The sequence below is a fragment of the Streptomyces flavidovirens DSM 40150 genome, assembly GCF_000429085.1.
Lineage (GTDB): Bacteria > Actinomycetota > Actinomycetes > Streptomycetales > Streptomycetaceae > Streptomyces > Streptomyces flavidovirens.
This window is the reverse complement of record NZ_AUBE01000022.1, coordinates 78,395-100,788: the sequence shown is the minus strand read 5'-3', so window position 1 is coordinate 100,788 and position 22,394 is coordinate 78,395. Positions and strand designations below refer to the sequence as shown.

9 protein-coding genes are annotated in these 22,394 nt (G+C 72.6%); 4 read left to right on the top strand and 5 right to left on the bottom strand.

From position 1 onward, the window contains the following. Window position 1 precedes the first annotated feature (1 nt). Together G412_RS35815 and G412_RS0124525 are read right to left on the bottom strand one after the other, a co-directional pair. Window positions 2–3,259: a helix-turn-helix transcriptional regulator gene (locus tag G412_RS35815; RefSeq protein WP_051338585.1), complete on the bottom strand. Its 3,258-nt coding sequence runs from the start codon at window positions 3,257–3,259 to the stop codon at window positions 2–4. Window positions 3,260–3,435: 176 nt separating this feature from the next. Then, window positions 3,436–5,232, bottom strand: a complete 1,797-nt coding sequence (locus G412_RS0124525) for a S8 family serine peptidase (RefSeq protein ID WP_028814402.1) — start codon at window positions 5,230–5,232, stop codon at window positions 3,436–3,438. Window positions 5,233–5,586: 354 nt separating this feature from the next. Here G412_RS0124525 and G412_RS0124515 point away from each other — a divergent pair, with 354 nt between their 5' ends. Together G412_RS0124515 and G412_RS0124510 are read left to right on the top strand one after the other, a co-directional pair. Beyond that, window positions 5,587–6,375, top strand: coding sequence for a sulfite exporter TauE/SafE family protein (locus tag G412_RS0124515; RefSeq protein ID WP_028814401.1), 789 nt, complete (start codon window positions 5,587–5,589; stop codon window positions 6,373–6,375). Between the two features lie 77 nt (window positions 6,376–6,452). Continuing rightward, window positions 6,453–6,983, top strand: coding sequence for a DoxX family membrane protein (locus tag G412_RS0124510; protein ID WP_028814400.1), 531 nt, complete (start codon window positions 6,453–6,455; stop codon window positions 6,981–6,983). Window positions 6,984–7,052: 69 nt separating this feature from the next. Here G412_RS0124510 and G412_RS0124505 read toward each other — a convergent pair whose 3' ends face one another. From G412_RS0124505 to G412_RS0124495, 3 genes are all read right to left on the bottom strand, one after another. After that, complete coding sequence (locus G412_RS0124505; RefSeq protein ID WP_028814399.1) at window positions 7,053–7,946, bottom strand: oxygenase MpaB family protein; 894 nt, start codon at window positions 7,944–7,946, stop codon at window positions 7,053–7,055. Window positions 7,947–8,021: 75 nt separating this feature from the next. Next, a complete protein-coding gene (locus G412_RS0124500) occupies window positions 8,022–8,918 on the bottom strand; it encodes a glycosyltransferase family 2 protein (RefSeq protein ID WP_028814398.1) in 897 nt (298 codons plus the stop codon). Window positions 8,919–8,999: 81 nt separating this feature from the next. Continuing rightward, on the bottom strand, window positions 9,000–10,091 hold the full coding sequence (locus G412_RS0124495; RefSeq protein WP_028814397.1) for a carboxylate-amine ligase: 1,092 nt from the start codon (window positions 10,089–10,091) through the stop codon (window positions 9,000–9,002). Between the two features lie 198 nt (window positions 10,092–10,289). Here G412_RS0124495 and G412_RS35805 point away from each other — a divergent pair, with 198 nt between their 5' ends. Continuing rightward, window positions 10,290–11,525 (top strand): MFS transporter, encoded by a 1,236-nt coding sequence (locus G412_RS35805; RefSeq protein WP_051338584.1) that lies wholly within the window; start codon window positions 10,290–10,292, stop codon window positions 11,523–11,525. A gap of 28 nt (window positions 11,526–11,553) precedes the next feature. Further along, entirely contained in the window at window positions 11,554–22,380 is a 10,827-nt protein-coding gene (locus tag G412_RS35800) for a hybrid non-ribosomal peptide synthetase/type I polyketide synthase (protein ID WP_078607333.1), read from the top strand. The last annotated feature ends 14 nt before the right edge of the window (window positions 22,381–22,394 follow it).

The following is a 22,394-nucleotide window of genomic DNA, read 5'->3' as shown; positions in this document are numbered from 1 at the left end:
GTCAGCCGGCCACCGGGTTCTCCGTAGCGGTGGGCGCCTGCCGGTGGGCCGGCCGGGCGGTCAGGGCGGTCGCCAACTGGGCGCGCGAGCGGACGTCCAGCTTCTGATAGATACGGGTGAGCCGGGCCTCCACCGTCTTCACGCTCAGGTACAGCTTCGCCGCCGCCTCCTGGTTGCTGGCGCCCTGCCCGACCAGCAGGGCGAGGCGCAGCTCTGCGTCCGTGAGGGAGGACAGGGTGTCACCGCGGGCCGGGGAGGGTTCGGCCGTAGGGGACGACGACTCGGTGGTGAGCCCGAGCCACGGGACCGCCCCCGCCCGTTCGAAGACCGCCGCGGCGGCGTGCAGCGCGCTCTGCGCGGCCGACCTCCTGCGGCGGCGGCGCTCCACACGGGCGAGCGCGATCAGTGCCCGGCCGCGCTCCAGCGGAAGACCCGCCACGGCGAAGCTCTCCGCCGTCCGGGACAGCAGATCCGCGGCCTCGTCCGGCTTCCCGCTCGCCGCCAGGTACAGCGCGTACGCCCGGTCGAGGCCCAGGAGCACCGTCGTACGGCCGAGGCGTGCGGCAACCGGTCGCACGTCGTCGAGCAGGGCCGCGGCCTCCTCGGGGGCGTCGTTCGCCAGCAGTGCCTCCGCCAGTTCCTCGTGCCAGCGCAGCATGGACGGGTCGACGGTCGACTGGGCGCGCTCGTCGGCCTGGACGCGGCGCAGACTCTCCAGGGCCGACGCCACGTCGCCGTTGATCAGCTGGACCCGGCCGAGCGCGTACAGGCTGCGGGAGAGGAAGACGTGGTCGCCCTCCTCCTCGGAGGCCCGGACGCTGCGCCGGGCGTAACTCGCGGCGCGCTCGAAACTGCCGCCCGCGGTCTCCGCGAGAGCCAGGGCGTACCAGGCGGGGCCGGGGGAGAGGCCGGCCTCCAGGGTCAGGGCGAGCGACCGGTGGGCGTGCGCGAGCGCCGCCGCGCACTGCCCCTGCCGGGCGTCGATCTCCGCGAGCGTACTGAGCAGCTCGATGGAGTCCTCCACCGGGCCCCGGCGCTCGACCAGCGGCAGCAGGGCGCCCAGCTTGTCGCGGGCATCGGTGAGCCGGCCGTCGAACATGGCGTGGCGGATCGTCAGTATCTGCGCGGCGTTGCGGATGCCGAGGGGGCGCTCGAACACCTCCAGGGCGCGCGCCTCGGCCAGTACCCGCTCCGCGTCCGGCGAGCCGAGGACACGGTCCATGCGCGCCTGTACGGTCAGCGCCCGCGCCGCGGTCCTGCGGTCGCCCACGGATCCGGCGAGCGCGGCGGACTCGACGGCGGCGGCGCGGGAGCGTACGGGGTCGCCGTCGGCCAGGACGTACTTCACCGCGAGGCGCAGCTGGACGGCCGCGCGCAGCGCCGTATCGCCCTCGGAGTCCTCCATGGCGTGGACGTAGATCTCTTCGAGGTCGCACAGCCCCTGGCCCGCCGTGTCCAGCACCGCCAGCCGCGCGCGGACGCGGTCGGCCGGCGCGGCGTCGCGGGCGAGCAGGTCGGTGGCGGCGCGCATGGCCAGGTCGGCGCGGGCGGCGCGGGCCGCCTCCTCGGCGGCGTCGACGAGCCGGGCTATCCGCTCGGCGCCGTGCTGTACGGGTGTGGACTCGGCGGCGAGCAGGGCGAGTTCGGCGGCCAGCGCGCTGTTGCCCCGGCGCCGCGCGAGGTCGGCGGCCGCGGCGACCTCGGTGGCCAGCGCCCCGTCGGGGATGTCGGTGGCCAGTGCCCGGTGGCGTACCGCCTCGACGGGATCGTCCACGACTCGCGCGAGCGCGGCGTGACCGGCGCTGCGCTCCGTCCAGCACGCGTCGTGCACGAGTGTCGACGGCAGTACGCCGGCGGTGAAGCGCACCGTGCCGTCCTCGTCGAGGCAGACCAGGTTCGCGCGTTCGGCGGCGGCGAGGTCGGCCTCGGAGGTGGGGCGGCCGGCGCGGCGTATCAGCGAGGCGGTCGGGCGCAGCGCGAGCGCGGCCAGCAGGAGCGTGGAGCGTACGCCGGGCGATGCGGCGCCCAGGAGCTGGCGGGCGAGATCCCGGGCGCGCCCCGACAGTGACAGCGCTTCGGCGTGGTGCACCGGCGTCCGGGCGTCGGCGAGGGACCGGCCGACGGCGAGCGCGAGACGCGGGTTGCCGCCGCTCGCCCGGTGGATGCGGCCGGCCATGCGGGAGGGCAGCCGGTGATGGATGAGCAGCTCGGCGATCTCGTCGGCCTGGAGCGGCGGTACGAACAGGACGTCGGCCTCGGAGGGCACCCACAGGGGCTCCGGGCCCGCCGCTTCCGGTCGCGGCGTAACACCATGGGGCGGGACGGAGCCGTACGGGGACGGTGTCTCGACGGCGAGCACCCGCAGTGCGGACGGCGCCAGGTGCAGGGCGAAGCGCATGAGGTCGGCGCTGGTGTCGTCGATGCGCTGCACACCGTCGACCACGAGCAGGACGGGGCCGCGCGCGGCGAGGGTCCGCAGGATCTGGGCGAGGGCGAGCCGCAGGGCGATGGCGTCCCAGCCGCCGTCGGGAATGAGCGCTTCGCGGCACAGCATGGCGACGGCGTTGCGCTGCGGGCCGGGCAGCCCGTCGAGAATGTCGTACGTTCCCGGACCGGCGTCGTACGCCACCGGGCTGACGGGGCCACCAGGGACGCCGGCGCCACCGGTCCCTGCCGGGCGACCGGGCACGCCGGGGCCACCCGGCACGCCGGGACTGCCGGTCCCTGCGGAGCCACGGGTTCCTGCGGGACTGCCGGTCCCTGCGGAGCCACGGGTTCCTGCGGGACTGCCGGCCTCGCCGGGCCCTCCCGGATGACCACTCCCGCCGGCGCCCGGGCCACCGGACGTACCGGCCCCGCCGGGCCCTGCGGCGGCTGCGCCGAGCCCTCCCGGACGACCGCCGCCGGTGCCCGGGCCGCCGGACGTACCGGCGCCACCGGGCCACCAGGGGCCGCCTTGACCGCCGGGGCCGCTGTGGGTCGTCCCGGCCGCGGGCCAGGAGACGCACGCCGCCACGGACGCGACGAGGGCGGCGGCGGCCGCGCCCGGTATGTCACGGTCGGCGGGAAGGGTGGCCAGCCAGATCACGCTCTCGCCGCGGGACTCGGCCCGCGCGGCGGCGGCCAGGGCGAGTTCCGTCTTGCCGACCCCGGCGGGGCCGGTGAGCAGGGCGCGGCCGCGGGCGCGCAGGACCCGTTCGAGCCGCGCGAGGAGCTCGGTCCGCCCGACCGGCGCGGGTCGGTGCACCCCCGACGTCACGAACTCACCACCACCCTCCGGCGCGCGAGCCCACTGCCCGTGCGAGCAGAGAATACGAAGTCGGCGGCCGCCGTCCAGACCAGTTGTCCGGCATGCGGACGTACATGCGGCGGGGCGCGCCCACGGTAAGCCGCGGGCGCGCCCATGAAGAGTGTTGATGTGACGCACGTGACGTCTCAGAAGGTGAGACTCCAGCTGTCGATGTAGCCGGTGTCACCCGATGCCACGTCGCGGACCTGGAGCTTCCACGTGCCGTTGGCGACCTCGCTGGACGCGTCGACGGTGTACGTCGCGATGACGTTGTCGGCGCTGTCCGAGGACGACGAGGCCTTGAGGTTGCGCACGGTGCCGTCCGGAGCGATCAGGTCGACGACCAGGTCACCGCGCCAGGTGTGCTTGATGTCGACGTCGACCTTGAGGGCGGCGGGGGCGTTGCCGGTGCGGCCGGTGACGGAGAGCGAGGACGAGACGGTGGTGTTGTCGTTGATCGTCACGTTCGCCGCGTTGGTGAAGGTGGCGCCGGGGGTGGTGGTGCCGGTGACGGCGTTCACGGTCTTCGTGGTGTCGGCGATGCCGGAGCCGCAGCCGCCGGTGCAGGTGCCGGGAAGCGGCCGGGCGTTGGCCTTGATCGCGGACTCGATGTCGGCCGGGGTGAGGGTGCTCTTGGCCGACTTCAGCAGCGCGGCGAGCCCGGCGATGTGCGGGGCGGCCATCGAAGTGCCCTGGTAGGGCTTGTAGTTCTCGGTGGACTGGGTGGTGGTACCGGAGTTCAGCGTCGAGAGGATGCCGTTCTCGGGGGTGGTGACGGTACCGGGCGTGTCCGTGGCGCGACGGGTCTCGCCGCCGGGCGCGGAGACGTCGATGATGGTGCCGTAGTTCGAGTAGAACGAACGGTTGCCCTCACGGCTGGTGGACGCCACGTTGATGACGCCGGAGCAGTTGGCGGGCGTGAAGCCGGAGGCGTTGGCGTTGCTGTTGCCCGCCGCGACGACCACGGTGGTGCCGCGCGAGACGGCGCCGTTGATGGCGCTCTGGTAGACGCTCGGGCAGGTCGAGCTGGCGCCGCCGAGGCTCAGGTTGATGACCTTGGCCGGGGTCGCGTTCGCCGTTACGCCCGGAACGGTGCCGCCGGACGCCCAGGTGATGGCGTCGGCGATGTCCGAGGAGGAGCCGCCGCACTTGCCGAGCACGCGCACGGGCTGGATCTTGGCGCTGTACGCGATGCCCGCGATGCCCTTGGTGTTGTTGGTCGTGGCGCCGATGGTGCCCGCCACGTGCGTGCCGTGCCAGGAGGAGTTGCTCGCCCGGGAACCGGTGCCGCACTCGCCGTCGGTGGCGTTCCAGTCGCCCTCGTCCTTGGCGTTGCTGTCACGGCCGTTGCCGTCGCGGGCATCGGCGGACGAGGAGATGAAGTCGTACCCGGCGACGACGTTGCCCGCCAGGTCGGTGTGGGCGGCGTAACCCGTGTCGATGACGGCGACGGTGACGCCGCTGCCGGTGGTCTTGTCCCAGGCGCCGGGTACGTTCATGCCGCCGGTGGCCTCGAACAGGTCCCACTGCTTGGCGTAGTCGGTGTCGTTCGGGGTGGCCGCCATCGCGTAGGCGCGGATGTCGGGCTCCACGGACGCGACCGAGGTGTCGGCGCGGAAGGCGTCCATCACCTCGGTGAGGTCCTTCTTGGACGCCTCGCCGCCCAGGTCGACCAGGGCGGCGCCGCCGGCGAGGCGGCGCTCGAACGACAGGCTCTCGCCGGTCTCCTTGCCCTTGGCGGCCGCGTCGTTCTTGGCCGCCGTGTTGGAACCGGCCTCGGCGGACTTGGACTTGTAGGTGACGATGACCTTCTCGACCGGCGCGGCCGGCAGCTCGGTCATGGCCTGTGAAGCCGGGGCGGGCTTCGGGGAGGGGCCCGTGGCGGCGGCGGACGCCACGGAGGAGGTGGCAACGACGCCGGCGATGGTGGCGGTCGCGGCCACGACGGATATGAGTCTCCGCCTGGAACCGTTCAAGGTGTTCCCTTTCATGACGTACGTGCGGAGCGCCTGGCCGGCGGCGCGGGAGCCACGCGTGGCGTGGGGGCCACGGGTGCGGGGTTCCTGGGCCGGGTGAGCCCGTGCGCCGCCGCCGGCGCTACGACCCTGGGTCAGGCCGTCCCCGGCGTAACCCGCCCTTTACATGCACCTGACAGCAAAGGTGCGGGAGACGGGATTCGCCGGTGCGGCAGACAGTAGGGAACGGCGAGATGAACCCGATACGGGGAAAACCCTTGTCACCCCCGCGAGGGGTGACCGCGGGCCCGGGTGAGGGTGGCTGTAGCGTCAGCTCCCGGCATGGACACCATCACCCTGTGGCAATTCGCAACGCTGGCCGCCGCGTCGGCCCTGGTCGGCTTCTCGAAGACGGCCGTCAGCGGCGCCAACACGGTCAGCCTCGCCGTCTTCGCCGCCGTACTCCCGGCCCGTGAATCGACCGGCGTACTGCTGCCCATCCTGATCGCCGGCGACCTGATCGCGGTCCTCGTCTACCGGCGGCACGCCCACTGGCCGACCCTGCTGCGGCTGTTCCCGGCGGTGGCGGGGGGTGTGGTCGCGGGTGCGGTATTCATGCTGTGGGCCGACGACGAGGCCGTACGCACATCGATCGGCGCCATCCTGCTGCTGATGTCCGGGATCACGCTGTGGCGCCGGCGCACGCCGCCGGAGCCGGAGCCGGAGCCGTGGCGGGGGCCGGAGAGGGAGCCGGGGACCGACGCGGCGTCGCGCGGCGGCCGGATCAAGGCCCGTTCGTACGGTGTGCTCGGCGGCTTCACCACGATGGTCGCCAACGCGGGCGGCCCGGTCATGTCGCTCTACCTGCTCTCCGCGGGCTTCCGGAAGCTCGGCTTCCTCGGCACGTCGGCGTGGTTCTTCCTGATCGTCAACACCTCGAAGGTGCCGTTCAGTGTCGGCCTCGGGCTGATCGACCTCCGGTCCCTGCTGCTGGACGCCGCCCTGGTGCTGTTCGTCGTTCCGGGCGCCTGGCTCGGCCGCAGGTGCGTGGACCGGATCAACCAGCGGCTCTTCGACCGGCTGGTGATCTGGGCGACCGTACTGGGCGGCCTTCAGTTGCTGCTGCGCTGAAGCGAAAGGGTGCGCACGGTGCGTTTCGTAACGAAAGTGGAGACGTAACCGCGGCCCCTTCACGCTGGGAGAGACCCATGGCTCACATCAACCGACGCGACCTCGGCCTGCTCGTACTGCGCACGGGCACCGGCGCCGTACTGGCGGCGCACGGCACGCAGAAGCTGCTCGGCTGGTTCGGCGGCGGAGGTGTGGAGGGGACCGCGACGGCCATGGAGCACATGGGCTTCATCCCCGGCCGGCCGAGCGCCGTCGCGGCCGGGCTCGGCGAGGCGGGTGGTGGGGTACTGCTGGCCCTCGGGCTCGCCACGCCCGCGGCCGGCGCGGCGGCGGCCGGAGCCATGGCCGGGGCCGTCGCCGTGCACGCGCCCGCCGGTTTCTTCGCCCAGTCGGGCGGCTACGAGTACCCGGCCTTCCTTGGCTTCACGGCGGCCGCCATCGGGCTCGCCGGAGCCGGCCGCTACTCCCTGGACCACGCCATGGGGCACCGCTTCGACCAGCCGTGGACCGTGGCACTGGCCTTCACCGGCTGCGCGCTCGCGGCGGCCGGGGTCCTCACCAAGCGCAGCAAGGCACAGGCGGAAGGCGTGGACCGGGCCGCGATGTAGGCCGCGGTACAGGCCCCGCGTCGTGGCGCGGCCGGCCGCTGACCGGCCGGCGAAGCACCGCGGGCGCGGTCAGGAGTTCGCCGGGCGCGAGCCCGCCGTGCGCGGGGGAGGCGCCATCGCCCACCGGATCGTTCTGGTCAGCGCGTGCCCGCTCAGGCGCACGCAGGTCCTCTCGAAACCCGGCAGGCGGGGCAGCTTGAGCGGCTCGCGGGCCCACGGTGGCAGCGTCGAGACCGCGTTCGCGGCGAGCGCGGCGTACGGCGCCCGGGCGATCAGGGGCAGCGGCGGGCGAAGCAGGATGTAGCGGGCCGCCTCGCGGGCCTCTTGGGTGGCGCGCAGCTCGGGACGGTAGGCGAGCAGTCGTTCGGCCAGCTCGGCCCGCGTGCGCGGCGGGTCGCTCACCCCGAGCGCGGCCGCGACCCGCGCCATGTCCGCTACGTACGCGTCACAGCCGTCGGCGTCCAGGGGCCGCGCGCCGTAGAGCTGGTGGGCGCACAGAAAGCTGTCGGCCTCGGCGATGTGGACCCAGGCCAGCAGGTGCGGGTCGGCGGCGTGGTAGGTCTCCCCGGCGGCCGTAGTCCCCCGCACGCGTTCGTGCACGGCCCGGACGCGGTCCACCGCTTCCTGCGCGTCTTGCGCCGTGCCGTACGTCGTCACCGCCAGGAAGGTGCTGGTGCGCTGGAGCCGGCCCCACGGATCGCCCCGGTAGCCGGAATGAGCCGCGACGGCGGCCATGGCGAGCGGATGCAGGGACTGCAACAACAGGGCCCTCAGCCCGCCGATGAACATCGAAGCGTCCCCGTGAACCGTACGGATCGGCCGGTCAGGACCGAACCAGCGCGGCCCCGGCGTCTCGTGAATGCGCACGCGCGTGTCCCTGCCCGCGGGCCCGGCGACACGGCTGAACAGGCTGCTGCCGAGACGCTCGCGCACGTAGGAGACGGCGGGTGCGGACACGTCCATACGACCAGTATCCGGCGGCCGGAATCCTTGCCCGCGCGGCGCCGCCCGCGCGACCTTACGTGTGCGGCGCCCGGATCAGCCGATGTACTGGCGGGCGGTGGAGCGGCGCTGCGCCTGCGTCAGTGACCGCAGGCGTGCCTCCACCGCCGGTGGTACGACGCGCCGCTCGCGCAGCACCCAGGGCAGCCCCGCGATCGCCTGGCCGAACGCCCGCAGGGATGCCCGGTCGCGCGGGACCGTACGGGCCAGGAAGAAGGTCCTGCGCAGTGCGGCGAGCGCCGGCCGGCGCAGCCAGCAGAACCACAGGGTGTTGCGCAGACCGTGGACACGCCGCAGTGTCGCGTCCCGTACCGGCGACGGCGCATGGTGGGCCGTCAGCTCGTCCACGTACGCCAGCCACCAGCCGCGCGTCGCGAAATCGGTGGCGAGCAGCTCTTCCTCGCCGCCGAGCCACAGCCGCTCACTGAAACCACCCGCCGCCAGGAAGGCATCGGTGCGCAGCACGGTCGCCGCCGCCAGGAACGAGCCCAGAGCCGGACCGGGCAGCCAATCCGGTCCCTCGACCGGCGAATCGCGCAGCTCGGCCACGATCGGGTCTTCCCGGCCGCCCGGCTCGACGAGAATGCGGGCAGTGACGCCCACCAGCCGCTCGTGCCGTTCCAGCAGGTCCGCCGCCCGCGCGAGGGAGCCCGGCTCCCACCAGGAGTCGTCGTCACAGAAGGCCATGTACGGCGTCCGCACCTGCCGCGCCGCGAGATTGCGGCCCACCGCCCCCAGGTTCCGGCCGGGCGTCAGCAGGGTCGCCTCCGGGTACAGCCGGGCGACGGCCTCGGCCGTACCGTCCGTGGAAGCGTTGTCGGTGACGATCACCGGTGGACGCTCCGGCAGTCCGGCCAGCTTGTCGAGGGTGCGCAGCAGTTCGTCGCGGCGGTTGTGGGTGATCACGACGACAGTGGTGCGTGCATCGCTCATGACTCCATCCTCCGTGAGCACACTCCGGGGCGCCCGCCGCCGTACGGCCGGACGCCACCTCGGCGACCGGTGCCGGGCGGGTTACGGCGCGGTGCTCTCCGTGGTGATCAGGTCGATCAGGGCGGGCAGCCCCTGAGCGAGCGCCCGGCGCTGCCGGTCCGCAGGAGTCCCCTGTCGCAGGAGGCGGTGGACGAGGGACCCCACTTCCCGCATGTCCCCGGCTTCCTCCAGAGCGGGTGTGATGTGCTCCATCAGCTGATGCAGTACGTCGCCGGCGCTGCGGCGCTCGCCCGAGGGGGTGACCAGCGGACCACCGATGCCGTGCCGTGCGGCGAGCCAGTTCGCGCCCTGCAGCAGCTCCGGCGAGCACTGGAGCGGCGGCGTCCCGGCCTTCTCGTCGCGGATCGCTGTCGCGACCAGCGCGCGGACGATGCCCGCGAACATGACGGCGTCATCGGCCCGGAGCTGAACGTCCATGCACCGCACCTCGACGGTCGGGTACCGGCCGGAGAGACGGGCCTGCCAGTAGATCTGGCCCGTGTCGGAGATGATTCCCGAGGTGAGCAGGTCCTGGACCCGGTGCTCGTGATCGGCCAGATCGGCGAAGTACGGAGGGGGTCCACTCACGGGCCAGCGTCCGAAGATCATGGTGCGCCAGCTGGCGAAGCCCGTGTCGTGGCAGTCCCACAGCGGGGAATTCGCCGACATGGCCACCAGGACCGGCAGCCAGACCCGGATCCGGTTGAGGACGGCGACGCCCACGTGCGGATCGGGTACCTCCGCGTGCACGTGCATCCCGTTGATGAGCTGTTCCGCCACCAGTTGCGGGGCCTGCGACTGCATGGCGAGGTAGCGCCGGTTCCGGCTGACCGGAACCGGCGCTACCGCCCGCAGCGGAGCTGTGGCGCAGGCGGCGATCCGGCATCCCAGCTCCTCGGCCGCGGCACCGACCGCGTGGCGCAGCCGCAGCAGGTGACCTCCGACCTCGTCGAGGTCCTTGCACACCGGGGTGGCGACCTCCACCTGTGCCTGAAGGAGCTCGCACTGCACCTCCCGGTGCTCCACGACCGGCGCCAGGCCGGACGACCCGCGCACCTCTTCGGACAGCGGCACCGGAATGCCGGTTTCCGGGTCGAGCAGCAGGTACTCCTCCTCGACTCCCACAGTGATCATGTCCGGTCACTACCCCCAACCGTCCCGGACGAACCAGGATCAATCGCCCCGTCCACCGGCTCGCGGTCGGGGTCGGCCGGCCTGCGGAGCCGAGAGCCGGCAAACACCCGGTCCTCCGCGCTTTGTTGTGGTGGTATCCCTTCAGCGCGTGTCAGCGCGTGCGGAGAGCGCAGGAGCCCGCCGCGGTCGGAGGAGTACATGGGGGAAACGGCAATCACAGCCGCTGAGGTGGTACGTCCTCGCGTACGCGCGCTCGTGGCCGCCTATGCGGTGTCGTCGTACGGGAACTTTCTCAATCTGATCGCGCTGAGCCTGTTCACGTACGAGGTCACCGGCAGCGGACTCGGTCTCGGCCTGCTCATGGCGCTGCGGCTGTTCTCCGGCTTCCTGGCCGGACTGGCAGCCGGCGCGCTGGCGGCCAGGGCCGGCCGCAGACGGTTGATGATCACCGCGGACGTCTGCCAGGCGGTGGCCATGGTGTTCCTCGCGGTGTGTGCCCGGTCGGCTTCCGTGTGGCTGCTGGCCGTCGTGGTGATCGTGCTCGGCGCCGGAAACACCTTCTTCACTGTCGCCCTGCGCAGCGCGGTCCCGGTGCTCGTGGGCTCCGAGGCGCGGGTCCGGATCAACGGACAGCTGATCACGGTGCGTTCGGTGGCGACGGTGGCCGGCTTCGCCTCCGCCGCACCCGTCATCGGCATCGCGGGCTACGGCGCCGCGTTCGCCGTGAACGGCGCCAGCTTCCTGGTGTCCGCGGCGGCGATGTTCTTCCTGCGCCTGCGGACCGACGAAGAGCCCGCCACCCCGCAGGGTGCGGAGCGGCCGGACTCCGTGTCCCTGCTGCGCGTCATCACCGCGGTGCCGGCCCTCATGCTTGGCATGATCCTGCTCAGAGGCGGCGACGCGCTGGCGTCCTCCTCGCACAACGTGGCGCTGCCCGTGGTCTCCGCTTTCCACTCGCCCCAGAACCCTGCCGTCTTCATGACACAGTTCTGGGCCTCCTGGGCCGCCGGCACGCTCGTCGCCCACCAGGTGCTGAAGCGCCGGAAGGCCTCCCGCACAGAGGACCGGTGGGGCCTGAACGCGTACGTGGGCGGTACGTGCGCGATGTCGCTGTGCTTCGTGCTGGCCTTCACGGGCCCGGCGCCCCTCGTGCTCATGCTGATCGCCGGCGTCGCGGGGATCGCCGACGGATTCACCGAGATCGTCTACACCTCGATGCTCCAGAAAATGCCGGACCGGGAACGAAGCCGCCTGTTCGGCCTGTCCGCCACGGTGGAGACGTGCGGATTCGCCCTCGGCATGGTGGCCGCCGCGGCAGCGCTGGAGGCCTGGTCCGTGCTCGCCGTGGTGGGCGTCTTCCACGGACTGGCCTTCTGCGGCGCGCTGACGCTGTTTCTCACGACTCTCCCCGGCCGCCGCACAGCAGACGGATGACCTGCGTGATCACAAGGAGTGCACACTCATGAACCGAGCCACGGGGGAAGCCGTGTACGAAGGTCCCGAGCGGGAGTTCACCGACGACGACCCGCCGCACGCCGTCAGCGCCCTCCTGCGCGCGGCGGAACGCTCACCCCACGCGGGAGTCGTCACCATCGGGGACGACGGCCGCTCGAACACCCTCCTCTACCCCGAGTTGCTGACCATGGCCCGCCGTATGCTCGCCGGGCTGCGCGCCCGGGGCCTGAGTCCCGGCGCGGACATCGTGCTGTGCGGACTGCCGCTGCCCGCCTTCTTCCCCGCCTTCTGGGCCTGCCTGCTCGGCGGCGCGAGACCCGTCGCCATCGCCGAACGGGCCGAGGACGGCTCTCCCACCCTGGAACGGCTCCGCCACACCTGCGAGTTGCTCGGCTCCCCGCTGGTGGTGACGGACCGGGCGGGAGCCGACGCGCTGGCGGTTTCCGCCCCGAGCCTGCGGACCGTGGTCGCCGAGGACAGCCTGCGACACCCGCCCGCCGAGGATCACGTGGAGCCCGAAGGCCGTGATGTCGCCCTGCTGATGCTGTCCTCGGGCAGCACCGGCGTCCCGAAGGCCGCGCGGCTGACGCACGGCGGCCTGGCCGATTTCGCGGCGAGCAGCCGCCGGATCCTGGATGTGCGGCCCGGCCACACGACCGTGAACTGGCTTCCGCTGGACCACAGCGGGGCCTTCCTGCTCTACCACCTCCTTGAGGTCTTCGTGGGCTGCACCAATGTCCACGCGCCGACCGGGCACGTACTCGGCTCACCGCTGCGCTGGCTGGACCTTCTCGACGAACACGCGGCGAACCACAGCTGGGCACCGGCCTTCGCGTACCGGCTGATCGCCGATGCGGTCGGTGAGTGCCCGGACCGCACCTGGGATCTGAGCGCGATACGGAGCCTCGTGTGCGGTGGGGAACAGATACCGCTGCCGGTGATGAACGGGTTCCTCACCGTAGTCGAACCGTTCGGCGTCAGGGCGGAACACATCGTTCCCGCATGGGGGATGGCGGAGACGGTCACGGCCATCACCTACGGCAGACTGGGTGGCCCCGGAGCCGTTCACCGCGTACGGAAGGACAGCCTCGGCGGACCACTCATCCACGCCGGCGAGGACACTCCGGAGCAGGACGCCCTGACCTTCGTCGCCGTCGGAGCACCCGCGCACGGCGCCGCGGTGCGTGTCGTCGGCGACCGGGGCGAAGTTCTTCCCGAGCGGTGGATCGGCCGGCTGCAGGTACGGTCCACCGCGCGGGTCACGCCGGGGTACGTGCGGAACGCCGCGGCCGACCGTGCCGCGTTTCCCGCCGGACCGCACTGGTTCGACACCGGCGATCTGGCGTTCCTCGCAGCCGGGCAGGTGACGATCACCGGCCGGCGCAAGGACCTGATCATCCTGAACGGGCACAACGTCTACTGCCACGAGGTCGAGCGCGTCGCCGCCTCCGTGCCGGGGGCGCGGGCGGGCGGGATCGCCGCCTGCGGCATCCCCGACCCGGACACCGGCAGCGAGTCGCTGGCCGTGTTCTTCGCCGGCACCGGAAGCGCCGACGCGGACGAGCCCGTCGCCCGCGGTATCAAGGCAGCCGTCTTCGCCAGGCTCCGGCTCACCGTCGCACGCGCCGTACCCGTCACCGAGGCCGAGTTCCCGCGCACCCCGGCGGGGAAGATACGCCGGACCGAGCTGCGCGACCGGCTGCTGGAAGGCGCCTTCGATACGGGCGATCCGGGCCCGGGTGAGCAGCCCGGCCTGCTGGAGGCGGTACGGGAGGCCGTCACCGCACTTCTCGGGCACCCGGCGGACAGCGCGACGCCGTTCTACGAGCTGGGGATGACCTCCCTCGCCCTCACCCGGCTTCGTGACCGGCTGGAACGGCGGCTCGGCCGCGCGATCCCGCAGACGGCCTTCTTCGAGCACCCGACGGTCTCCGCCCTGGCGGCGCATCTGGCCGCCGCCGCGCCGGAACCGTCCCGGCTCCCGGCCCCAGCCTGCGGCCCCGCCCCCGCCCCCCAGCCGACAGCGGCCGGGGGCGGGGCGGCCGAAGCTCCGGACCACCGCATCGCCATCATCGGCATGTCCGCACGCTTTCCCGGCGCCCCGTCCGTCGACGCGTTCTGGGCGAATCTCCACCAGGGCAAGGACAGCGTCAGCGTCTTTCCGGGGCGTGGTGCCGAGCCGGACCATGTCCCCGTCGGTGGTGTTCTCGACGACATAGAGGGCTTCGACTCGGACTTCTTCGGGATGAACCCCAAGGAGGCCGGACTCACCGACCCGGCTCACCGGCTCTTCCTTGAGTGCTGTCACGAGGCACTGGAGGACGCCGGTTACGCGGCGCCGGCATCCGACCGCCGCATCGGCGTGTTCGCCGGCTCCGGAATGAATCTCTACGACCACCAGAGCGCGCCAGGTACGACGGCACGCACGGACGGCGACCCGGCCACCGGGCTGCTGACGGCCATGGGAAGGCAACCCGACTTCCTCGCCACCCGCGTCGCCTACCGGCTCGGCCTCACCGGCCCCGCCATCGGCGTCCAGACGGCCTGCTCGACCTCGCTGGTCGCCGTACACCTCGCCGCCCAGTCGCTGATCAGCGGCGACGCCGACGTGGCCCTCGCCGGCGCCTCGGCCGTGCACACCCCGCAGGATTCCGGGTACCGCAGCCACCCCGGTTCCATCCTGTCGCCGACCGGACGCTGCCGGGCGTTCGACGCTGACGCCGACGGCACCGTGGGCGGCAACGGAGTCGCCGCCGTACTGCTCAAGCGGCTCGACCGCGCACTCGCCGACGGCGACACCGTGCACGCCGTCATCGCGGGCTCGGCGGTCAACAACGACGGGGCGGGCAAGGCCGGGTTCAGCGCACCCGGCCTTGCCGGTCAGGTGGAGGTGGTGCGGCGGGCGCTCCGCAAGGCCGCGGTTCCACCGGAGACCGTCACCTACGTGGAGGCTCACGGCACCGGCACGCAGCTCGGTGATCCGGTGGAGTTCGAGGCGCTGTCGCGCGCCTTCGCAGAGGGCACCGAGCGCACGGGCTTCTGCACCCTGGGCTCCGTGAAACCTGCCATAGGTCATCTGGACAGCTGTGCCGGCATGGCCGGCCTGATCAAGACGGTGCTGATGCTGAAGCACCGCACCCTCGTACCGACGCTGCACCTGCGCCGGGCCAACCCCGCGCTCCCGCTCGAAGACAGCCCGTTCGTGCTCGGCACGGAACTGAAGCCCTGGACCGCGCCCCCCGGCGTACCGCTCAGAGCCGGTGTCAGCGCACTCGGTGTCGGCGGCACCAACGCACACGTGGTGCTGGAAGAGGCGCCGCCCCGCCGCGTCCCGCCCCCTGCCCACTACCCGGTGCTCGTGCCCGTCTCCGCGCGGGACCCCGAAGCGCTGGCCGAGCTCGTCGACCGGCTGCGACGGCACCTGCGGGAGAACCCCGGCGCGGCCGCCTCCGACGTGGCCGCCACGCTGGCTCTCGGCAGACCCCATCGAAAGCACCGGACGGCCGTTGTGGGGCGTACGGCACAGGAACTCGGCCGGGCGCTGGACAGTGCGGTCACCGACGGCGCCCCGCTCGGGCGGCCGGCCTTCGCGTACTCCGGCCAGGGCAGCGCCCGCCCGGGCATGGCACGTGAGATCTACGCGGTCCACCCCGGCGCCCGCCGGGTCCTCGACCTGTGCGAGCAGGTGTACGCCGAGGAGTTCGGCGGCACGCTGTTGCCCCTGCTGCTCGACGGGAGTACGGCGCCCTCCGACGCGATCTGGCCGACCGGCACGGCCCAGCCCGCTCTCTTTGCCCATCACATGGCTCTCACGCAGTTGTGGCGCGCTGCCGGAATCCGTCCCGTCCTCCTGCTCGGACACAGCGTCGGAGAGTACGCGGCGCTGTGCGCCGCGGGCGCCCTGTCCGTCGAGGACGGTCTGCGGATCACCGCCTGGCGCGGCAGGCTGATGGAGCAGCAGTGCCCTCCCGGCGGAATGCTGACACTGCGCGCCGACACAGGGACGGCGCGGCGCATCGCGCAGGCGTCGGGAACCGAACTGGCCGGGGTCAACGGGCCGCGCTCCCAGGTCGTCTCAGGACCGGCGGACGCCGTGCGGGAAGCCGGTCGCCTCCTCGACCAGGAGGGCATCCCGTGGCGCACCGTGCCCGTGGACCGCGCCTTCCACTCGGCGGAGCTCGACGCTGTGCTGTCCGAACTGCGCTCCCGCGCCGAACGGCTGGAGCGGCACCCGCTGCGCCTTCCGGTGGTGAGCACGCTCGACGGCGCACTGCTCCCGGCCGGCTGGACGGTCGACGCCGACTACCTCGTACGCCAGGCACGTGAGCCCGTCCGCTTCGACCTGGCGACAGCGACGGCGGCCCGCGAGGGCTGTACGGACTTCCTGGAGGTCGGCGCCGGTGATGTGCTCACGCGCCTGGGCCGGCACTGTCTGCCCGACAGCCGCTGGGTGCCCGGCCAGGGGACAGGGGACGGGCAGTGGCGGGGTTTCCTGACGTCTGTCGGTGAGTTCTACCGGCGAGGAGCTGACATCGACTGGCAGGAGGTGTGCCGCGAGGGAGGCCGCGTACCGCTCCCCGGCCACCCCATGCGGCGGCGCCGCTACTCGGTCGCGGGGGCGGGTGCGGGTGCGGGGGTGGCGGACCGGGCTCCGGAAGCCGGGGCCTTGGCGCACGCGGGTACGGCACCTGCACCTGCACCGGCCACCGGGGCTGCGGACGAGATCATCGGCGGCATTCGCGAACTGACAGCGCGGAAGCTGGGTGTTGATCCCACGGAGGTGGAGCCCGACCGCTCGTTCTTCGCTCTGGGCGCCGACTCCCTGGCGCTGATGGGCATGACCACAGAGTTGCAGCGGCTCCACGGAGTGCGTGTCCCCGTCCGGGAGCTGTTCTCGGACTCCGACACTCCGCGCAAGCTCGCCGAGCTCGTCGTACGACTCGGAGGCGGTCCGCGACCGGCGGCTCCCGGCGCCGTACCAGCGGCGCAGGCACCCGGGGAACAGCCGCCCGGCGGGCTGCCTGCCGGAACTTCCGTACAGGCGCCGCCTGGCACCACGGGGCAGGAACCGGACGGTGACAAGGGACTGCGGGAGGTAGTGACGCAGCAGCTCCAGCTCGCCGGGCAGCTCGTCGAACAGGTCACCGGCCTGATGAACCGCCAACTGGAGATGTTCGCAGGCCCGGCGCCCCGAACGGCCGCCTCCGCCGCCCCGCCACCGCGGCCGGTCCGTGCCACCGCACCAGAACCGCACGCCGCGACGCCCGACGTACCGCACCGGCCCGCCACGGCTGCCGCACCGCCTCAGGACACCGGGAACGACAGACAAACATCAGGCTGCGACTTCAGCCTGTACTTCTTCGGCGACTACCCCGAGACCGGCACACGCGACACCTACGCGCTGATCACGGAGGCCGCCGAATTCGCGGACCGCAACGGCTTCCACGCCCTGTGGTTCCCCGAACGGCACTTCAACTCCTTCGGCGCCCCCTTCCCCAACCCCTCGGTGCTCGCGGCCGCACTCGCGTCCCGCACCAGCAGGGTCCGGCTGCACGCCGGCTCGGTGGTCCTTCCCCTGCACCACCCGGTCCGAGTCGCCGAGGAGTGGTCGGTCGTCGACAACATCTCCGGCGGCCGGGTCGGCGTCTGCTTCGCGAGCGGCTGGCACGCCAAGGACTTTGCCCTCGCCCCGGAGAACTTCGGCCGGCACCGCGAGGTGATGTACGAGCGGCTGGAGACCGTACGCACCCTCTGGTCGGGACAGCCGCTGACGATGGCGGCGGGGGACGGCGACCCCGTCGAGATCCGGCTGCACCCCCGCCCCGTCCAGGACATGCCGCCCCTGTACGTCGCGGTCGTGGGCAACCCCGACAGCTACCGCCGCGCCGCCGCCGAGGACCTCGGCGTCGTCACCAACCTGATGTCGCAGTCCGTCGAGCAACTGGCCGGGAACATCGCGCTCTACCGGCGTACCCGCGCCGAGCACGGTCTCGACCCCGCCGCGGGCCGGGTCGTGGTCCTCGTACACACCTATCTCGGCGCGAACGCGCGGACCGCACGCGCCGAGGCGTATCACCCCTTCGTCGCGTACCTGCGCTCCTCGCTCGCCCTCTTCGACCAGGTCACCAACAGCCTCGGCTTCGAAGTCGACCTGGAGAACACGCCCGAGGAGGACGTGGACTTCCTGCTCGGGCGGGCCTACGAGAGCTACTGCGCCTCACGCGCCCTGATCGGCGACGCCGACTCGGTGGCCGCCACGGTGCGCGGGCTGACCGAAGCCGGCGCGGACGAGATCGCCTGCTTCGTGGACTTCGGCGTCCCCGCCGACAAGGTGCTCGCCGCGCTGCCCGCGATCGACGCCCTGCGCGCTCGCACACAGCAGCGGCCGCCGGCGGCCGTCGAGCCGCCCGTCACCAGCGCCCTGTCGCCCGCTCAGCGCCGGATCTGGCTGGTGGAGCAGATGTACCCCGGCACCAGCATGTACCACGAGCCGAAGGCGATCCGGCTGGAGGGCCCGCTGGACGTGCCGCGCCTGACGTGGGCCCTGCACCGCACAGCGGCGCGCCAGCCCGCGCTGCGCACGTTCTTCGCCGCAGTGGACGGCACCCCCCGCCGCCAGACCCGCGAGGACGTCGAGTTCGACTGCCCGGTGGAGGACCACACGGGCGCCACCGAGGCACAGGCACTGCGCTCGGCGCTGCGGACCGGGGGAGGCGCTGCCTTCGACCTGACCACGGGGCCACTGTTCTCCTGCCGGCTGCTGCGTCTGTCGGACGAGCGGCACATCCTGTTCCTCCTGGCGCACCACATCGTCTTCGACTCCTCGTCCACCGGGGTCTTCGCCCGTGAGGTGGCCGCCCACTACCGCTCCTGGCCCGACGGCCCCGCTCTCGCGCCGCTGGTCGCGCGCCCGCAAGCCGTGGTCGGCCCCGACCGGACGGCGGAAGTGCTGGCCTTCTGGCGACGCGAGCTGGACGGCGCACCAGACCTGACGCTGCCTTCGGACAGGCCACGTCCGCCCGTCCGTTCCGGCGCGGGCGCGAGCTTCACCCACGCGCTGGACGCCCGGCTGATCAGCGGGCTGAGGGAGTTCGCCGCGCAGCGCCGTGTCACCTTGTTCATGGTGCTGACGGCCGCGATCGGCGCCGTGCTCAGCCGGTTCAGCGGGCAGCGGGACATCGTGGTCGGAACGGCGGTGGCCGCCAGGCCGGAGGGAGCCGAGGAAGAGATCGGCCTGTTCCTCGACACCGTCGCGCTCCGTCTCGATCTGACCGGTGACCCCGGCTTCACGGACCTGCTGCAGCGGGTGAAGGAGCGCAGCACCGCCGCCTACGAACACCGGGACGTCCCCTTCGACGAACTCGTTTCCGAGCTCAACCCGCATCGTGACCCCAGCCGCAATCCCCTGTTCCAGGTGATGGTGGAGTACGAGAACGAAGCGGAAGTGGACTTCGACCCTCCGGCGCTGACCGCGACCCTGCTCGACACGCCCTCCGACCGCGCGCCCTTCGACCTCAGCTTCTATCTGACGCACCACCGCGACGGCCTGCGCTTCATGACCGAGTACGACACGGACCTGTTCGCGGAACGCGACGTACGACGGCTCGTGGACTACGTCGAGCACGTGCTGCGCAGGGCCCTCGCCGATCCCCGGGCCCCGCTCTCCGCACTCACGGCGCTCACCGAAGCCGATCGCGCGGACCTGGCGCTACTCGGCCGGCAGCACGAGCCCTTGCCGGACGTCGAGCAGACCCTGCACGGACTGTTCGAAGCGCAGGCCCACCGGACTCCGGACGCTGTCGCCCTGTTCACCGCAACAGGGCACGTGCCGTACGGGGAACTGGACCGGCGGGCGACCTGGCTCGCGCGCCGGCTGAAGTCGCAGGGGGCAGGGCGCGGCGAACGGGTCGCCGTCGTGCTTCCGCGCGGCCCCGAACTGATCACGGCGCTGCTTGGGGTACTGAAGAGCGGGGCGGCGTACCTCCCGGTCGACGCGTCCCTGCCGTCGGCCCGCATGGAACAGCTCCTGGCCGACGGCCTTCCCGTGCTGGTGCTGACGGACGAGGCGACGGCAGCCAGGCGTCCCGCCCTCCAGCAGTGGCGCGTGCGCACGATGGAGCGGGCAGCCGGCCAGGACACGCCGCACCACACAGCGGACGCCGAGGCCGACGGCGTACGCGCCGGGGATCCCGCGTACTGCGTCTACACCTCGGGTTCCACCGGCCGCCCGAAGGGTGTCGTCGTGCCCCACCGGGGCCCGGTCAACCTGGTGCTCCGCCACATCGAGCGGCATCCGGCGCTGCGGACCCTGCAGTGGACATCGCCCGCCTTCGACGTCAGTGTCCAGGAAATCTTCACCACCCTGGCGTCCGGGGCCGCGCTCGTGCTCGTGGACGACGAGCTGCGGCACGATCCGGTGGCACTCGCCGGCCTGCTGCGCCGCCACGGCGTGCAGCGGATGTTCATGCCGTGCACCCCGCTGAAGTACCTGATCGAGACCGGCCCCCGGCTGCCCGCACTGCGCGAGCTGTTCTCGGCCGGAGAGGCCCTGCAGCTCACCCCGGCGTTCCTCCGGTTCCTCGACACGCACCCCCAGTGCGCGCTGTACAACCAGTACGGTCCGACCGAGACCTCCGTCATCGTCACCTCGCACCGGGTGGACCCCCGCCAAGGCACCTGCCCGCCCATCGGCACACCCGTCCCCGGCGCGCGCGTCACACTGCTCGACGCCGCCGGCGACGAGGTGCCACGGGGTGTGACCGGCGAGATCCATGTGGGCGGCACAGCGGTGTCGTACGGCTACCACCGCCGTCCCGACGAGACGGCCGCGGCCTTCCTGCCGACCAGCACGGGCGAGGTCTTCTACCGCACCGGAGACCTGGCACGCTGGCGCGACGACGGGACGCTCGCGTACCTCGGCCGTACCGACGATCAGGTCAAGATCCGGGGCCACCGCGTCGAACCCGCCGAGGTCCAGCAGGCCCTGACGCGGCGGCCGGGCGTCCGGGACGCCGCCGTCCTGCCCCGCAGGGACAGCCACGGGGAATGGGAACTCGTCGCGTACGTCACGCCCGCCGCCCCGGACCGTACGCACACCGCAAGACTGCGCGCCGAACTGGCCGCGGAGCTGCCCGGCCACCTCGTGCCGAGCCAGTGGGTGAGCCTGGACAGACTGCCGGTGAACACCGCCGGAAAGCTCGACCGCGGCCGGCTGCCCGCCCCCGAGGACGCCGCGCCCGGCCCGGTGAACGCGGACGACGAACCGGCCACCCCCGTGGAGAAGACACTCCACGAGCTGTGGTGCGCCGAACTGGGCCTCAGCGGCGTGCCGGTGACTCGCTCGTTCTTCGAACTCGGCGGCCATTCGCTGAGCGCCGTACGGTTGCTGAACCGTATGACCACGGAGCACGGCGCCGCGCTGTCCATGGCGGAATTCTTCCGCGCGCCGACGATCCGCGCTGTCGCCCGCCGCATGGACCCAGGGCCCGAGCCGTCGTCGGACCCCGTCCCTGCGCCTGCCACGCTGCGCCGGCTGTGGCGACGCCACCACGAGCGTGCCGACCCCGGCGTGTACAACGTCGCTCACCGGATCGACCTGCGGGGCGGCCTGGACCCGCGGGCCCTGACCCGCGCGCTCGAAGGTCTCGTACGACGCCACGGCGCGCTGCGCAGCCGGGCCGTGCTCCGGGACGGCGAGCTTCTCGTCGAGACTCTGGCCGACGTTCCGGTCGGCGTCCCCGTCGACGACCTCACCGCCCTGGACGGCCCGGCACTCGACCGCTGGTGCCAGGAACAGGCAGCACGCCCGTTCGCCATGAACCAGGCACCGCTGTTCCGCTTCAGGCTCGGCAGGCAGGCCGAGGACCGGTGGGTTCTGATGGTCGTCCTGCACCACGCGATCTGCGACGGCTGGTCGATGGGCATCGTGTGGAACGACCTGCGGACGCTGTACAACGACGGCGCCGCGACGCCCCTCGACCCGCCCGCCGCCCAGTTCGCGGACTACGCGCGCTGGGAGGGCGAACAGCTCCGCGGCGGGCGCCGCGCCCCGCTGGAGGCTTTCTGGCGGGCCGAACTCGGCGGCGTACCCCTGCGTCTGGAGCTGCCGTACGACCGTCCTCGTCCGGCCGAGCTCTCCGGCAGCGGAGCCCTGCACCACCAGGTCGTCGAGGGCGACGTGCCGGGCCGAGTGACCGAAGTCGCCGCGCGTCTCGGCACCACGCCCTACATGGTGTTCGCCGCCGCCTTCGCCACCTGGGGCGCCCGGCTGCGCGGCAGCGACGGTGACGTGGTGTTCGCCGCCTCCAGTGCCAACCGGGCAGGCGCCCGCGAACACGAGGACATCGTGGGTCTGCTGGGAGACTCCGTTCTGCTGCGGGCCCGGCTCTCCGAGGCCCGCACCTTCGCCGACCTCGTCAGCGGTCTGGGCGGAACGGTCTTCAACGCCCTCGACCATCAGGCCCTGCCGCTGAACGAGATCGTCCGTCTCCTCGCGCCCGAAGAGGCGGACGGCCTGTACCCCACGGTGTTGTTCACCGTCGTCACCACCCCGCCCCCGGCACTCCACCTGAGAGGGGTGTCCGCGAGCATCCGCGGCGTGCCCGTCGGCAACGTCGCCCGCAACGAGCTGTACGTCGTCCTCGTCCCCGGCGCCGGGAGCATCACCATGACGTTCGAGTACTCCACGGACCTCTTCGACGCCGCGACGGTCGCACGCTGGGCGCAGGAGTTCACCCGACAACTGGCCATGGCCACCGCCAGACCGGAGACGCCGCTGTCCGACCTGATCTCCACGGACCTGATCTCCACGGAGGGACCGTCACCGAAGGGCTGAGACGCCCCGACTCG

Coding starts and splice junctions, on each gene's coding strand:
- G412_RS0124515 (WP_028814401.1), top strand. CDS start 5,587: ATGGACACCATCACCCTGTGGCAATTCGCAACGCTGGCCGCCGCGTCG.
- G412_RS0124510 (WP_028814400.1), top strand. CDS start 6,453: ATGGCTCACATCAACCGACGCGACCTCGGCCTGCTCGTACTGCGCACG.
- G412_RS0124505 (WP_028814399.1), bottom strand. CDS start 7,946: ATGGACGTGTCCGCACCCGCCGTCTCCTACGTGCGCGAGCGTCTCGGC.
- G412_RS0124500 (WP_028814398.1), bottom strand. CDS start 8,918: ATGAGCGATGCACGCACCACTGTCGTCGTGATCACCCACAACCGCCGC.
- G412_RS0124495 (WP_028814397.1), bottom strand. CDS start 10,091: ATGATCACTGTGGGAGTCGAGGAGGAGTACCTGCTGCTCGACCCGGAA.
- G412_RS35805 (WP_051338584.1), top strand. CDS start 10,290: ATGGGGGAAACGGCAATCACAGCCGCTGAGGTGGTACGTCCTCGCGTA.
- G412_RS35800 (WP_078607333.1), top strand. CDS start 11,554: ATGAACCGAGCCACGGGGGAAGCCGTGTACGAAGGTCCCGAGCGGGAG.